Source organism: Kytococcus sp. Marseille-QA3725 (genome assembly GCF_054950055.1).
The window spans coordinates 434987-449856 of record NZ_JBUCLA010000002.1 but is presented as its reverse complement, the minus strand read 5'-3'; the positions used below and the strand labels follow the sequence as shown (position 1 = coordinate 449856).

12 protein-coding genes are annotated in these 14870 nt (G+C 71.3%); 9 read left to right on the top strand and 3 right to left on the bottom strand.

Annotated elements, in window-relative coordinates:
* The first annotated feature begins 56 nt into the window (after nt 1-56).
* The 7 genes from dapB (at nt 57) to ACY8FT_RS10165 (ending at nt 7972) form a co-directional block, all read left to right on the top strand.
* Entirely contained in the window at nt 57-896 is an 840-nt protein-coding gene (gene dapB, locus ACY8FT_RS10195) for a 4-hydroxy-tetrahydrodipicolinate reductase (RefSeq protein ID WP_462418783.1), read from the top strand.
* Between the two features lie 168 nt (nt 897-1064).
* Nucleotides 1065-1946 carry a 4-hydroxy-tetrahydrodipicolinate synthase gene (dapA, locus tag ACY8FT_RS10190; RefSeq protein WP_462418782.1) on the top strand — a complete coding sequence of 294 codons (882 nt, stop codon included), beginning with the start codon at nt 1065-1067 and terminating at the stop codon, nt 1944-1946.
* A 45-nt stretch (nt 1947-1991) separates the two neighbouring features.
* On the top strand, nt 1992-3269 hold the full coding sequence (locus ACY8FT_RS10185) for an LL-diaminopimelate aminotransferase (protein ID WP_462418781.1): 1278 nt from the start codon (nt 1992-1994) through the stop codon (nt 3267-3269).
* Nucleotides 3266-4597 (top strand): diaminopimelate decarboxylase family protein, encoded by a 1332-nt coding sequence (locus ACY8FT_RS10180; protein ID WP_462418780.1) that lies wholly within the window; start codon nt 3266-3268, stop codon nt 4595-4597. Before ACY8FT_RS10185 ends, ACY8FT_RS10180 begins: the two co-directional genes overlap by 4 nt.
* A 273-nt stretch (nt 4598-4870) precedes the next feature.
* Complete coding sequence (locus tag ACY8FT_RS10175) at nt 4871-5191, top strand: hypothetical protein (RefSeq protein ID WP_462418779.1); 321 nt, start codon at nt 4871-4873, stop codon at nt 5189-5191.
* 66 nt (nt 5192-5257) lie between these two features.
* Complete coding sequence (locus ACY8FT_RS10170) at nt 5258-6859, top strand: SDR family NAD(P)-dependent oxidoreductase (RefSeq protein WP_462418778.1); 1602 nt, start codon at nt 5258-5260, stop codon at nt 6857-6859.
* 57 nt (nt 6860-6916) lie between these two features.
* On the top strand, nt 6917-7972 hold the full coding sequence (locus ACY8FT_RS10165; RefSeq protein ID WP_462418777.1) for a phosphatase PAP2 family protein: 1056 nt from the start codon (nt 6917-6919) through the stop codon (nt 7970-7972).
* 79 nt (nt 7973-8051) lie between these two features.
* Here ACY8FT_RS10165 and ACY8FT_RS10160 read toward each other — a convergent pair whose 3' ends face one another.
* Complete coding sequence (locus ACY8FT_RS10160) at nt 8052-9353, bottom strand: M20/M25/M40 family metallo-hydrolase (RefSeq protein ID WP_462418776.1); 1302 nt, start codon at nt 9351-9353, stop codon at nt 8052-8054.
* Between the two features lie 212 nt (nt 9354-9565).
* Nucleotides 9566-10816 carry a globin domain-containing protein gene (locus ACY8FT_RS10155; RefSeq protein ID WP_462418775.1) on the bottom strand — a complete coding sequence of 417 codons (1251 nt, stop codon included), beginning with the start codon at nt 10814-10816 and terminating at the stop codon, nt 9566-9568.
* Nucleotides 10817-10936: 120 nt separating this feature from the next.
* Between ACY8FT_RS10155 and ACY8FT_RS10150 the strand changes: the two genes are divergently transcribed.
* Nucleotides 10937-12769 (top strand): NAD-dependent malic enzyme, encoded by a 1833-nt coding sequence (locus tag ACY8FT_RS10150; protein ID WP_462418774.1) that lies wholly within the window; start codon nt 10937-10939, stop codon nt 12767-12769.
* 99 nt (nt 12770-12868) lie between these two features.
* On the opposite strand, the gene ACY8FT_RS10145 is transcribed toward ACY8FT_RS10150, so the two are convergent.
* Nucleotides 12869-13582, bottom strand: a complete 714-nt coding sequence (locus ACY8FT_RS10145) for a hypothetical protein (RefSeq protein ID WP_462418773.1) — start codon at nt 13580-13582, stop codon at nt 12869-12871.
* 309 nt (nt 13583-13891) lie between these two features.
* Here ACY8FT_RS10145 and ACY8FT_RS10140 point away from each other — a divergent pair, with 309 nt between their 5' ends.
* Nucleotides 13892-14863 carry an IS481 family transposase gene (locus ACY8FT_RS10140; protein ID WP_462417950.1) on the top strand — a complete coding sequence of 324 codons (972 nt, stop codon included), beginning with the start codon at nt 13892-13894 and terminating at the stop codon, nt 14861-14863.
* Nucleotides 14864-14870: the final 7 nt, after the last annotated feature.

Below are 14870 nucleotides of genomic sequence, written 5' to 3'. Positions count from 1 at the left end.
CCGAAAATCCGCGTAATTCCGCCAAACTCAGCCATCTGGCGAACTAGGCTCCCCGCATGCCAGAGCACGCCAGCACCGCCCCGCAGACCACGCCGCCGCGCATCGGCCTGGTCGGTCACGGACGCATGGGGCGCACCCTGGAGCGGCTCGCCCCCGAGATGGGCATGGAGGTCACCACCGTGGTCGACCCCCGCTCGCCGTCGGCCACGCACCGCTCGCTGGCGGAGGCCCGATCCCTGACCGCGAGGGACACCCGCGCCCCGCAGGTGTGGATCGACTTCTCCCACCCCGATGCCGCGTGGGAGCACCTGCAGCGCTACGCCGCCGGTGACCTGCCCGCCGTCATCGGCACCACCGGGTGGACCGACCGGCTGGCCGAGGCGGAGGAGCTCTTCGCCGGAGCCCGCGCACCGGCGGTCTGGGCCGGCAACTTCTCCCCCGGCGTCGCGCTCTTCCTGCGCGTGGTGGAGCGGGCCGCCTCCCTGATCGCCCCGTTCGACCAGTACGACGTCGGCGTGCACGAGGTGCACCACACCGGCAAGGCCGACTCGCCCAGCGGTACCGCCCTCCACGTGGCCGAGGCGGTGCGCTCCGGCTGGGAGGAGCGCCGCGGTGCGCAGCGGGTCACCACCGACCGCCTCGACCACCCCCGCGGTGACGACGAGGTCCACCTGTCCTCCACCCGGGTCGGCCACGTCCCCGGAACCCACACGGTCTGGTTCGACTCCCCCGAGGACACCCTCGAGCTCACCCACCGGGCCCGCAGTCGCGACGGCTTCGCCCGCGGTGCCCTGAGCACAGCCAGCTGGCTGGTCACCGACCCGCCCGCGACGCGGCTGTGGCGCTTCGACGAGCTCCTCGGCGACCGCCTGGAGCACGCGCCACCTCCCGGCTGAGGCCGGGCCCACGCGCCGCCCCGCCTCAGACAACCCCGCACCAGCAGCCACCCCCCCTCACCCACCGACCCACCGGAGGTCCCCCCCCCCCCCCCCCCCCCCCCCCCCCCCCCCCCCCGCCCCCCCCCCCCCGCCCCCCCCCCCCGCCCCCCCCCCCCCACCGCGCTGGTGACCCCCTTCGACGCCGACGGACGCGTCGACACCCTCGCCCTCGGTGAGCTGATCAACGCCCAGATCGAGGCCGGCATCGACGGCCTGGTGCCGTGCGGCACCACCGGCGAGAGCCCCACCCTCACCCACCACGAGCACGACGGCGTCGTCGCGTTCACCGTGCAGCACGCGGCCGGACGGGTGCCGGTGATCGCCGGCACCGGGTCGAACTCCACGGCCGAGGCGGTGCAACTCTCCCAGCACGCGGAGATGGCCGGAGCCGACGCGATCCTGACGGTGAACCCGTACTACAACAAACCCACCCAGAAGGGGTTGTTCGAGCACTTCCGCGCCGTGGCCGAGTCGGTCTCCGTGCCGGTGGTCATCTACAACATCGCCGGCCGCTCGGCGGTGAACCTGGAGACACCCACCCTCGTGCGCCTGGTGGAGGCCTGCCCCAACGTCGTCGGGGTCAAGGAGGCCTCCGGCTCACTGGACCAGATGAAGGACGTGCTGGCCCGCACCCCCGACGACTTCACCGTGCTCGCCGGCGACGACGGCCTGGCACTCGACCTGGTCGGCATCGGGGGACACGGCGTCATCTCGGTGGCGTCCAACCTGCTGCCGGCCGCGATGACGCAGATGGTGCGCACCGCGCTGGACGGCGACCTCGCGAGCGCACGCCGCGCCGAAGCCGGGTTGTCGGCCTTCCTGACCGCCTGCTTCGTGGAGACCAACCCCATCCCGATCAAGACCGCCCTGGCCGAGTACGGCTGGTGCCGCGAGAGCTTCCGTCTGCCGCTGTGCACCCTCGAGGACGAGGGCCACCGCACCCAGCTGCTGCAGTCGCTGGAGCAGCTCGACGTCCCCCGCGGCGCACTGGAGCTCGCCGGCGTCTGAGACCGGCGCACCGACCCCGACCACCGTCCCCACCGAGAGGACCCCATGGCCCGCACCAACCCCGCCTACCGCACCCTGACCGCCGGCTACCTGTTCCCCGAGATCGCCCGCCGCGTGCGGGAGTTCGAGGAGGCGAATCCCGGCACGACCGTGCACCGCCTGGGCATCGGCAACACCACCCAGCCGCTCGGCCCCACCGTCGTCCAGGGCCTGCACGACCGCGTCGATGCCCTGGCCACCGACGAGGGCTACAGCGGCTACGGCGACGAACAGGGCGAGATCGCACTGCGCGAGGCGATCGTGGCCCACTACGCCCGGCGCGGGGTGGAGCTCGAGCCCGACGAGGTGTTCGTCTCCGACGGCGCCAAGGCCGACGCCGCCAACCTGCAGGGCCTCTTCGCGCCGGACTCCGTGGTGGCGGTGCAGGACCCGGCCTACCCGGTCTACGTGGACTCCACCGTCGTCCACGGCCGCACCGGCCCGGCCGACGAGCGCACCGGCTCCTACGAGGGGATCGTGCTGCTGGAGGGCTCCCCGGAGAACGGCTGGCTGGCCGAGCCGCCCACCGACGGCACCGCCGACGTGGTCTACCTGTGCTCCCCGAACAACCCGACCGGCGCCGTGGCCACGCACGAGCAGCTGGCCGCGTGGGTGGACTGGGCCCGCCGCCACGACGCAGTCATCCTGTTCGACGCCGCCTACGCCGACTACATCACCGACCCCGACCTGCCGCGCAGCATCTACGAGGTGCCCGGGGCGCGGGAGTGCGCCATCGAGCTCACCTCGCTGAGCAAGTCCGCCGGCTTCACCGGGGTGCGGCTGGGCTGGTCGGTCGTGCCGAAGGCGCTGCGCGTCGCGGACTCCGAGCCCGGCGAGCTGAACCGCATGTGGAACCGCCGCCAGTCCACCTTCTTCAACGGCGCCAGCAACATCGCCCAGTCCGGCGCCGTGGCCGCCCTCTCCGAGGCCGGGCGCGCGGAGTCCGCCGAGCTGGTGGCCGGGTACATGGGCAACGCGGCCGTGCTGCGCGAGGCGCTCACCGACCTCGGGCTGGAGGTCACCGGCGGCCGCAACGCGCCCTACCTCTGGGTGCGCTGCCCGCACGGGCTGGGATCGTGGGAGTTCTTCGACCGGCTGCTCACCGAGGCGCACGTGGTCGTGACCCCCGGGGCGGGGTTCGGCTCCGCCGGCGAGGGACACGTCCGCGTCAGCGCCTTCGGGCGACGCGAGGGGATAGAGGCCGCCGTCCGCTCCCTGCGTGAGAACGCCGCCGCCGTCACCGCCCCGGCCGACCGCACCGCCGACCTCCAGGAGACCCGATGAGCGACACCGCCCAGCGCTCCCACGACGTCCGCCTCTCCGACCGGCTGCACCCGGCCAAGCCGCTGCCGGCCTCCCCCGAGCAGGTGGTGGCCCTGGCCGACGAGCTGCCCACCCCCTTCCACCTCTACGACGAGGCCGCGCTGCGCGCCAACGCCCGCGCGTTCACCGAGGCGTTCGCCTGGGCGCCGGGCTTCGTCAACCACTTCGCCGTCAAGGCGACGCCCACTCCGGCGATCGTCCGTCTGCTGGCCGAGGAGGGCATGGGGGCCGACTGCTCCTCGCTGCCCGAGCTCGAGCTGTGCGACCGCATCGGCCTGCGCGGTGAGCGGGTCATGTTCACCTCGAACGACACCCCGCCGGAGGAGTTCGCCCGCGCCGTCGAGCTGGGGGCGGTGGTGAACCTGGACGACGTCACGCACCTGGAGACTCTCGCCGAGGCCGCCGGCGGCCTGCCCGAGCTGCTGAGCTTCCGCTACAACCCGGGGCCCGCGCGCACCGGCAACGTCCTCATCGGCGACCCGGTGCAGGCCAAGTACGGCGTCACCACCGACCAGCTCGTCGACGCCTATCAGGAGGCCCGGGACCGCGGCGTGCAGCGCTTCGCCCTGCACACGATGGTGGCGAGCAACGAGCTCGACGGCGACTACATCATCGAGACCGCGCGGATGCTCTTCGAGCTCGCGGTGCGGCTGCACACCGAGCTGGGCATCCGGCTGGAGTTCGTGAACCTGGGTGGCGGCATCGGCATCCCGTACCACCCGGACGACGAGCCGATGGACCTGCGGGCCGTCTCCGCCGGCATCGAGGAAGTCTACCGCGAGGTGCTGGGACCGGCCGGGCTGGAGGGGCTGGGCATCCGCTTCGAGTGCGGGCGGGCCGTCACGGGTCCCCACGGGTACCTCGTCTCCCGGGTGCGGCAGGTGACCGAGAAGTACAAGTCCTACGTGGGCCTGGACGCCTCGATGAGCGACCTCATGCGCCCGGCGATGTACGGCGCCCACCACCACCTCACCGTGCTGCCCGGTGGTGACCAGGCGGACCGGGCGGCGGACGCGGACTCCCCGCTGACTCGCCGGACCTACGACGTCACCGGCTCGCTCTGCGAGAACAACGACAAGTTCGCCATCGACCGGGAGTTGCCCGAGGTGCACCCGGGCGACGTCGTCGTCCTCCACGACTCCGGCGCCCACGGCCACTCGATGGGCTTCAACTACAACGGCAAGCTCCGCTCAGCGGAGTACCTGCTGCGACCGGACGGCAGCACCACGCGGATCCGGCGCGCCGAGACGCTGGACGACCTGTTCGCGACCGTCGACTGGGAGGCCTGAGGGCGGGCCCGTCACCCCGGACCGCGCCCCGGCTCCGGAGCGCTCGGACACGGCGCCGACCACCTCCCGACGCCGCCAGAGCGCCAGCAGGAAGTGGTCGAGCCGGGTCAGGGTCCCCTCGGTGGTGGAGAAGCCGCCGCCCAGGGTCACGATGGTGATCACGGGCTGGGTCTCGCAGGCGGGCGCGGACCCCGCAGGTCAGCGCCCGGGGGCATGAGCGTCTCCTCATCCAGGCCTCATCTCCCGGCCACCTCCCGCAGATACAAACGAGACATGACCACTTCAGCGCAGCACAGGACCTTGACCCGACTCCTCGGCGTGGCCGCCCTGCCCGCGGCGGTGCTGACCCTCTCCGCCTGCGGTGGCGAGAGCGACTCCGGCGAGAACGGCGGCGACGACGAGACCTCGGTGACCGCCCCGGCCGAGCAGGAGGGGGACGACCAGGCCGACGACGACGCGTCCGATGACGACGCGGACGACCAGGCCGATGACGCCTCTGGGGACGATGCCGACGACGCCGACGACCAGGACGACGACGGTGCCGACGACCAGTCGGACGACGACGCGGACGACACCGACGACCAGGACGACTGACCCTCACCAACACAGGACCCCCGGATCTGAGGCAGATCCGGGGGTCTGTGCACGCCAGCACCTACGATGCGCCCCGTGCAGCCCCACGACCACGCCGACCCGGGCGGCCGGCCCACCGCAGCCGGCGACGACCCCACCCCGGACGGCGGTCACGACCCCGCCCCGGGCGACGCCTCGGTACCCGGCATCGACCCGGCCGACCTCGAGGCCACCCTCCGCGTCCTGGGCTCCCTGCACGAGCTGCCGAAGGGCCACCCGGACATCGAGACGGTCAAGCGCGCCGCGGGCCGCATGTACAAGGCCGTCCGCAAGGCGCGCCGCGCCGAGGCCCGCCGGGCCCAGCGCCAGCCCCTCCTGGACGCCGACCAGCGCCTCATGGAGCGCACCGCCACCGGCAGTCCGCAGCGCATCGACGACGAGACCGCCGGCATCCTGCTGGAGACCCCGACCGGTCTGGCGGGCCCGGGCCACGTCATCGGCGAGCTGAACATCCCGCGGGGTTGCTACATCTGCCACGAGAAGTTCACCAGCGTCGACAGCTTCTACCACTGGCTCTGCCCCCGCTGCGCCGGCACGAGCCACCAGCGGCGCGACCAGCACACCGACCTGCGCGGCAAGCGCGCCCTGCTCACCGGCGGCCGCGCCAAGATCGGCATGTACATCGCGCTGATGCTGCTGCGCGACGGCGCCGAGCTGACCATCACCACCCGCTTCCCCCGCGACGCCGCCCGCCGCTTCGCCGCCCAGGCGGACCACGAGGACTGGATCGACCGGCTCACGATCGTCGGCATCGACCTGCGCGACCCCACCCAGGTGATCGCCCTGGCCGACGAGGTGGCCGCCGGCGGCCCGCTGGACGTGCTCATCAACAACGCCTGCCAGACCGTCCGCCGCACGCCGGGCTCCTACTCCCACCTGACCGAGGGCGAGAAGCAGCCGCTCACCGGGGACGAGCTCCGCCCGGCGATGCTGGCCTTCGACCGCATCAGCGAGGCCCACCCGGCCGCCCTGGTCGGCTCGCTGAACGAGCACGCGGTGGCGCACGCGGAGGGCGGGACGGCCCTCACCGCATCGGACATGACCCGCCTGGCGCTGCGGGCCGGGTCGGCGAGCCTGGAGGCGCACCAGTCGGGCACCGCGCTCGATGCGGGCGGGCTGCTCCCGGATGTCCAGCAGGTGAACTCCTGGAAGCAGAAGGTGCAGGAGGTCGACCCGATGGAGTTGCTCGAGGTGCAGCTCTGCAACTCCGTGGCGCCCTTCCTGCTCGTCTCCCGCCTGCGCCCGGCGCTGGCCGAGGCCGTCCGCCGGGGCGCCCGCCGCAGCTACGTGGTCAACGTCTCGGCGATGGAGGGGCAGTTCTCCCGCCGCTACAAGGGCTCGGGCCACCCCCACACGAACATGGCCAAGGCCGCGCTCAACATGCTCACGCGCACCAGCGCCGGGGAGATGCTCCAGACCGACGGCATCCTCATGACCGCCGTGGACACCGGGTGGATCACCGACGAGCGCCCCCACCACGAGAAGCTGCGCATCGCCGCCGAGGGCTGGCACGCCCCGCTGGACCTGGTGGACGGCGCCGCCCGCGTGTACGACCCCATCGTGCGCGGAGAGGCCGGCGAGGACCTGTACGGCGTCTTCCTCAAGGACTTCGAGCCCCACCCCTGGTGACACACCGCATGACGTCGCGAGTTCACCTTTCGGTAACCCAGGTGTCATGATAAGTCGATGAAAATCGTCGGCAACCACCCGCACGCGTTGGCCGCTGCGGTGGCCGTCGCTGCGAGCGCGGTCGCCGTCGTCGGCTCCCGGACCGAGGGGGTCCCCCTGCGGGACCCGGAGGGGTTCCTCGGCCCCGCGTATGTCCGCATGCCCCTCGTGACGCTGATGTTCGTCGGGCTCGCCATCCTGCTCACCGCCCTGGCGCGCTGCCGCTTCCGCGTCCGCGACCTGCCCGGTGCCGTCACCGACGTGGTGCGGCACGACTGGGACCGTCGCCGGATCGTGCACGTCCTGCTGGGCGTGGCGGCCTTCTACCTCTGCTACGTGAGCTACCGAAACCTCAAGGGACAGCTGCCGCTGGCGCGGGAGAACGTCCTGTACGACCAGCAGCTGCTGGTCCTGGACCGCATGCTGGTCGGTGGCCACGACCCCGCGGCCCTGCTCCACGCGGTGCTCGGCGTGGATCTCATGGCCCACGTCCTGTCGACCGTGTACATGCTCTACATGCCACTGGTGCCGCTGAGCCTGGCCATCTTCCTGGTGTGCGTGCGCAACCTGCGCATCGGCGCCTGGTACTCCACCGCGCTGAGCCTCAACTGGCCGCTGGGCGCGCTGAGCTACTACCTGCTGCCGGCCCTCGGCCCGGTGTACGCCGACCCCGCCATGGACGCCTCGCTGCCCTACACGGGGGTGGAGCGACTCCAGGACGCCCTGCTGGAGAACCGGATGGAGTTCCTCGCCGAGCCCGCACTGGCCGGCCTCAACGGTGTCGCGGCGTTCGCCTCGCTGCACGTGTCGGTCACCTTCACGGCCGCGCTCATCATCCAGCGCCTCGGCCTCCACCGCGCCCTGCGCTGGACCGCCTGGGCCTTCTTCGGCCTGACCTTCCTGGCCACCATCTACTTCGGGTGGCACTACATCCTCGACAACCTCGCCGGTCTGGCGATCGGCTGGGTGGCGGTGGCCATCGGCGCCCGTGCCAGCGGTGTCAACCACTCCGGGTCGACCGCCGCCCGGCGCCGCCCGGCGCTGGTCGAGCAGGAGGTCGGCACCGCGGCCTGACGCAGTCCTCCCGCCCACACGAACGAACGGGGCCGGCAGCGGATGATCCGCTGCCGGCCCCGTGGGCATCACCCGAGGATCAGGCGCCCGTCTTGGCCATCTCGCCCAGGAAGGCCAGGCCGAACTGCGCGAACTTCACCGAGTGCTCCGCGGTGCCACCCGTGTTCTCCAGGGTGTCCTGCGGGGTGTGCAGCTGGGGGAAGAGCTCGGACTCGGACATCATCGTGGCGGGGTAGCCGGCCGAGGTCCACGAGGCGTGGTCCGAGCAGCCGTAGCCGCACTCCAGGGCGCCGAGGGTCATGCCCTTCGGCTCCAGGTAGGTGTTGAAGACCTCCTCGTTGAAGGCGTTCAGCTCGGTGTTCACGTTGTCCTGCATGAGGGCCATGTCCGTGCTGCCACCGTCGTAGTTGGTCATGTCCATGTTGAGCACGCCCACCACGTTCTTGCCCTCGGAGGCGTAGGACTGCGCCATGGCGTTGGAGCCCACCAAGCCGACCTCCTCGGCGGCGTAGGCCGCGAACACGACGGTGCGCTTGGGCTTCCAGCCGTTGGCCAGCGCCACCTGCGCGATCTCGGTGACGGTGGCCGTCGCCGAGGCGTTGTCGTCGGCGCCCGGGGCGTCCATGTCATCGCCCTGACCGGAGTCGGAGACCGAGTCGAAGTGGGCGCCGATGACCACGATCTCGTCGGGGTTCTCAGTGCCCTCGACGGTCATGGTCACGTTCTGCTGCACGCCGCAGTCGCTGCCGCAGGACTCGTCGTAGGCGACCTTCACGTCCTCGCGGTCGCCCGCGATCTTGGTCCAGGCGTCGTGCACGTAGGCGGAGGCCTGCTTGCCGTGGCTGGAGGAGTAGTAGCGGTTGGGCCAGTTGGTGGACAGGTCGGTGATCGACTGGCGGATGCGCTCCTCCTTCACCTCCTCCAGCCAGGGCTCGACGGTCTTCTGGTTGTCGACCGGCGGCAGCTCGAGCGTCTTCGAGATGCCCTCGGCGGAACGGTCGTCGGCCACGAACTGCTCGGCCTCGGCGCGCGTGGAGAAGGTGCGGAAGCCCGGGGCCCGCTCGCCGGCCTCGGCCCGGTTCATCTCCGGAACGCGGTCGGCGGTGGTGCGCGAGATGACGAGCTCCTGGCCCGCGGCGTCCCGCACGGTGTCCAGCTCCTGGGCGGCGCCGAAGTGCTGGGCGTGCTCGTCGGCGGAGGTCACGACGTAGACGGTCGACTCGTCCACGCCACCGTTGGGGGCCTGGAAGTCGGCGACCGCGGCGGACTCGGCACCCATGAAGGGGCTGGAGGCCAGGGCGGTGGAGGACAGGCCCATCCCGGTCACGGACAGGGCGGCCACCGGGGCGGCCACGAGGGCGGTGAGAGTGGTGCGACGCATGGTCATCTCCTGGGTCGGGGGCCACCCGGAGGCGGCTCCTGTGCTGAGGGGTAACCGGCCGTGTGCGCAGGCCGTTGTCGTCATCGTCGAAGCGCCCCCGGTACCGGGCAACGGGTCTGCCCGACTCCTGTCCAGGTCTTGACCGAACACTGGGGCGCCCCCGACCGCGTGGTCAGGGGCGCCCCTCGTGGTGCGTCGTCAGCTGGTCACGGTCAGCCCGCGTTCAGCGCGGCCTCCTGCTCGACGGCGTCGTTGTCCGGGTCCTGGGCCCACAGGTCCGGGCCGAACACCTCGTAGGAGATGTTGCGCGAGTCCACGCCCTTGTCCATGAGGGTGCGGCGCACGGCGCGCATGAAGGGCAGCGGGCCGCACATGAACACCTCGGCGTTGGTGGGCACCTCGAGGTCGGACAGGTCCATCCGACCCGGACGGGCGCCACGGGCCTCGCCGGCCTCGTCCATCTCCTCGTACCAGACGTGGCTGGCCACGTCGGACAGGCGGGAGCTGGAGCCCTCCATCGCGTCCACCAGGGCGTGGGCGCTGGAGGTGCGGTCGGCGTGCAGCAGGATCACCGGGCGCTGCGGCTGGCGCTCGGCCAGGTCGTCGATGATCGCGGCCATCGGGGTGATGCCGATGCCGGCGGAGGCGAGCACCAGCGGGGCGTCGGAGTCCTCCAGCACCACGTCACCCGAGGGGGTGGAGACGTCGAGCACGGTGCCCGGCTTCGCGTTCTCGTACAGGAAGGTGGAGACCTGGCCGTCCGGGTGGCCGTCCACGCCCTTCACGCGGCGGATCGTCACCTGGAAGGCGCCCTCGGGGGCACCGGAGATCGTGTACTGGCGCGGCTGGCGCTCCCCGTTCGGCAGGTCCACGGCGATCGCCACGTACTGGCCGGTCTGGTGCTCCGGGAGCTCGCCCTCGACCGGCTTGATGGTCAGCGAGAAGACCTCGTCGGTCTCCTCCACGCGGTCAGTCACCTCGTACTTGCGCCACGGCTCCTCCGGGTCCACCCCGGCGAGCGCGTACAACTTGGCCTCCTCGGCGATCAGCTGGGTCCCGAACAGCCAGTAGACCTCGTCCCAGGCCGCGGCGACCTCGGGGGTGACCGCGTCACCGAGCACCTGGCCGACGGCCTCGAGCAGGTAGTGGCCGACGATCGTGTACTCGGTGGCCTTGATGCCCAGCGAGACGTGCTTGTGGGCGATGCGCTGCATCACCGGGGTGAAGTCCGGGGCGTCGGGGTCGATCAGGTGGACCGCGTAGGCCACCACCGAGCTGGCCAGGGCGACCGGCTGCTCACCGATGGCCTGGTTGGCCTTGTTGAAGACCCGCATGAGCTCCGGGTGCGCCTCGAACATGTTGGGGTAGAAGGTCTTGGTGATCTCGACGGCGTGCTCGGAGACCACGCCGGCGGTGGCGGCGACGATCTCGGCGGACTGGGGCGACAGCTGCGGTGTCTTCATACGAAGCACGCTAGTACTCCGCGGTTCCCCGTGTCAGGAGGTGATCCTTGCCTTCCTCGCCCGGTCGTGGCCCCTCACATACCCTCTCTCTTCCTGCGGGGTGGGAGATACGTTGGTCACATGCCTCGCCAGTACCAGTTCCGGAACGAAGACGGTCACGAGACCGTCCAGATCGCCGTCCGCGGCCGCCAGGTCCTGGCGCGCCCCATGCTCAACCGCGGGTCCGCCTTCAGCCTCGAGGACCGCGACGCGCTGGGCCTGCGCGGCCTCATCCCACCGGCGGTCAACACCATCGACGACCAGGTGCGCCGCTGCTACGGCCAGTTCCAGATGCAGCCCACCAACCTGGCCAAGTACGTGTACCTGAACACGCTGCAGGACCTCAACGAGATCCTGTTCCACCGCCTGGTATCCGACCACCTGGACGAGATGATGCCGATCATCTACACCCCCACCGTGGGTGAGGCGATCCAGCAGTTCTCCTCCACCTTCGACCGGCAGCGCGGCATCTACCTGTCCATCGAGGACCACGGCGGCGCCGAGGGCATCGCCTCCGCTCTGGCCGCCTACGGCAACGGCCCAGACGACGTCGACATCGTGGTGGTCACCGACTCCGAGGGCATCCTCGGCATCGGCGACCAGGGCGTCGGCGGCATCCGCATCGCCATCGGCAAGTCCGCCGTGTACACCACCGCCGCCGGCATCCACCCGATGCGGGTGCTCCCGGTGGTGCTCGACGTGGGCACCGACAACCTGGCCCTGCTGCACGACCCCAACTACCTGGGCCTGCGCCGCGAGCGCGTGCGGGGCGAGGAGTACGACGCCTTCATCGGCGACTTCGTGGCGGCCGTGCAGGAGCGCTTCCCCAAGGCCCTGCTGCACTGGGAGGACTTCGGCGCGACCAACGCCCACACCATCCTGGACGAGTACCGCGACCAGACCTGCAGCTTCAACGACGACATCCAGGGCACCGCCGCCGTGGTGGTGGCCTCCGCCCTGGCGGCCTGCAAGGCCAAGGGCGAGCAGCTCTCCGAGCAGCGCGTGGTCATCCACGGCGCGGGCACCGCCGGCATCGGCATCGCCGACCTGATGCGCGACATCATGATCAGCGAGGGGCTGGACCCCGACGAGGCCTCCGCCCGCTTCTGGGGCCTGGGCAGCCGCGGCCTGATCCACACCGGCGGCCGGATGCGCCCCTTCCAGGAGCGCTACGCCCGGGAGACCTCGGAGCTCGAGGAGTGGGAGGCCGACAAGGACGGCAACTACTCGCTGGAGGAGACCGTGCGGCGCGCGCAGCCGACGATCCTCATCGGCACCTCCGCACAGGCCGGGGCGTTCACCGAGGAGATCGTGCGGGAGATGGCCTCGGTCACCGAGCGGCCCATCATCCTGCCGCTGAGCAACCCGACCTCCAAGGCCGAGGCCGTGCCGGAGGACCTGCTGGAGTGGACCGACGGCGGCGCGCTCATCGCCACCGGGTCGCCGTTCAAGCCGGTGGTGCGCGACGAGGTGACCTACACCATCGCGCAGGCCAACAACGCGCTCGTGTTCCCCGGCATGGGCCTGGGCACCGTGGCCGTGCGCGCCACCCGCCTGACCGACGGCATGATCACCGCCGCCGCCCAGGCCGTGGCTGACATGACCACCGTGGGCACGCAGGGCGCGGCCGTGCTGCCCTCGATGCGGGAGCTGCGCGCCGTGTCCGCGGCCGTGGCCGAGCGCGTGGCCGCCGCCGCCGTCGAGGAGGGCGTGGCCACCCTGGAGCTGGAGAACCCGCGGGAGACCATCGCCAACCTCATGTGGACCCCGGAGTACCCCGAGGTGGAGGTGGTCGACTCCATCGAGACGCCCAGCCCGCGCCCGACCGACCCGGAGGCCAAGGGCGTGCGGCACACCGGTGACGACGCGCCGCTGAGCCGCTGGCGCCCGCGCCTGCCCGGCCGCAAGGGCTGACAGCCGTCTGCCCTGCCTGCTTCGGCCGCAAGGGCAGACGAAGGCCGGAGGGCCGACTCCCCGTGGGGAGCCGGCCCTCCGGCCTTCGTGCGGGCTGGATCAGCCGTTGTTGCGGCGCACGCGGGTGGCACCCAGCGTGGCGGCACCGGCCAGCAGCAGACCGGCACCGGCCATGCCGGCGACGGCGGTGTTGTCCTGGCCGGTGGTGTAACCGGTGTCAGAGATGGGGCCCTCGGGCTTCTCCGGCTTCGGCTCGGGCTTCTCCGGCTTCGGCTCGGGCTTGGGCTCCGGCTTGGGGTCCTCCGGCTTCGGGGCCTCGCCACCCAGGTCCGAACCCTCGAAGGAGATCGAGGGAACGTCGAAGTAGCAGTTGTTGTCGCCGGTGACCTCCCAACCGGTGGTCTGCAGGGTGACCGGGTTGGTCTTGCCGAAGTCGCCCTCCTTGATGGTGTGCTCACCGGTCATGGTGAAGGTGCCACCGGCCTCGAGGGTGTCGTCACCGCTCTTGCCCTTGAGGGTGTAGTAGGCGGAGCCACCGTTGGCGTCGGCGTACACGGTGCTGAAGTTCAGCATGTTCACGTCGGCGGAGGAGGAGTTCTTCAGGGTCACGGTCAGGGCGATCTTGTCGCCGGGGCTGGCCTTGCCGTCACCGTCGACGTCGGTGATCTTGTGCGAGCCGGCACCCGAGAAGTTGGTGCAGGTGGGCAGGTCGTCACCGGGAGCGGCCTGGGCAGCGGTGCCACCGACGAAGGTCATACCGGTCACGGCCACGGCCGCGGCCAGGGAGCCGCCGGCGATCTTGGTGATGTTCATGAGTTCCCTCTCGTGCACGCCCAAGGACGCGCGGTGAAGTGGTGTTCAGTGTGTGCCCCGACCGATCACGGAGTGTTCCCAGCATGACCGGTTATCGCGGACGAGTCCATTGAAACCATGGAACTCGTCGAGGGCACTCCCCCTCAGGGGGGAGGTCGTGCACCCGCACCGGGGGCCCGGGGGACCACGCCGGCCACGCCCCTAGGTGTTCTCGGCCAGGAGGTTGGTAGCAGTGGTAGGGGCTTGGACGTGGGAGAACCTCCGGCTGGGATGTGGCTTGTCTAGGGCCCACAACCAGCGGAGGTTCTCGTGTCCCACGGTAGTGCCCGTCTGACTGTCCATGGCAGGCGGTTGATCGTTCAGCGGTACCAGGCAGGGTGGAAACAGGCTCATATCGCCGCGGCGATGGGTGTCTCTCGCAAGACCGTGGCGACGTGGATCGCCCGGTATGCCGCCGAGGGTGAGGCCGGGTTGCTCACACGGTCCTCCCGGCCGCACTCGATGCCGCGGCGTACGGCCCCGCACATCGAGACCGAGGTGGTGGCGGCCCGGGCGCGTCACCGGGTCGGGCAGGACGTCCTGGCGGCCCGGGTCGGTGTCCCAGCGCGCACGATCAACCGGATCCTGCACCGTCACGGTGTGGCCCTGCTGCGGGACTGCGACCCGTTGACCGGACAGGTCATCCGGGCATCGAAGGCCACCACGGTCCGCTACGAGCGGGACCGTCCCGGTGAGCTGGTCCACGTGGACGTGAAGAAGATCGGGAAGATCCCCGACGGTGGTGGGTGGCGGGCCCGTGGGCGGGCGGCCACCCAGGTGGCGAAGTGTCGGCGGGGCCCGGTGGGGTACGACTACGTGCACTCGATGGTCGATGACCATTCCCGGTTGGCCTACAGCGAGATCCACGACGACGAGAAGGCCACCACCTGCGCGGGATTCCTCGCCCGGGCCGCGGCCTACTTCGCCGCCCACGGGATCGGCACGATCGAGCGGGTGATGAGCGACAACGCGCTGGCCTACCGCAAGAGCACGGTCTTCGCCCAAGCGGTGGCCGTCCTGGGGGCCCGGCAGGTCTTCATCCGCCCGCACTGCCCGTGGCAGAACGGGAAAGTCGAACGCTTCAACCGGACCCTGGCAAGCGAGTGGGCCTACCGACAGGTCTTCACCAGCAACCAGGCCCGCCGCGAGGCGCTTGCACCCTGGCTGGAGCACTACAACACTGACCGCGGCCACAGCGCCCTGGGAGGACTCCCACCCACCAGCCGACTGTCACCAACCTGATGGCCGA

Excerpts from the sequence above, each read along its gene's own strand:
- ACY8FT_RS10145 (WP_462418773.1), bottom strand. The coding sequence starts at position 13,582 with ATGAACATCACCAAGATCGCCGGCGGCTCCCTGGCCGCGGCCGTGGCC.
- ACY8FT_RS10170 (WP_462418778.1), top strand. The coding sequence starts at position 5,258 with ATGCGCCCCGTGCAGCCCCACGACCACGCCGACCCGGGCGGCCGGCCC.
- ACY8FT_RS10165 (WP_462418777.1), top strand. The coding sequence starts at position 6,917 with ATGAAAATCGTCGGCAACCACCCGCACGCGTTGGCCGCTGCGGTGGCC.
- ACY8FT_RS10180 (WP_462418780.1), top strand. The coding sequence starts at position 3,266 with ATGAGCGACACCGCCCAGCGCTCCCACGACGTCCGCCTCTCCGACCGG.
- ACY8FT_RS10155 (WP_462418775.1), bottom strand. The coding sequence starts at position 10,816 with ATGAAGACACCGCAGCTGTCGCCCCAGTCCGCCGAGATCGTCGCCGCC.
- ACY8FT_RS10150 (WP_462418774.1), top strand. The coding sequence starts at position 10,937 with ATGCCTCGCCAGTACCAGTTCCGGAACGAAGACGGTCACGAGACCGTC.
- ACY8FT_RS10160 (WP_462418776.1), bottom strand. The coding sequence starts at position 9,353 with ATGCGTCGCACCACTCTCACCGCCCTCGTGGCCGCCCCGGTGGCCGCC.
- dapB (WP_462418783.1), top strand. The coding sequence starts at position 57 with ATGCCAGAGCACGCCAGCACCGCCCCGCAGACCACGCCGCCGCGCATC.
- ACY8FT_RS10185 (WP_462418781.1), top strand. The coding sequence starts at position 1,992 with ATGGCCCGCACCAACCCCGCCTACCGCACCCTGACCGCCGGCTACCTG.
- ACY8FT_RS10175 (WP_462418779.1), top strand. The coding sequence starts at position 4,871 with ATGACCACTTCAGCGCAGCACAGGACCTTGACCCGACTCCTCGGCGTG.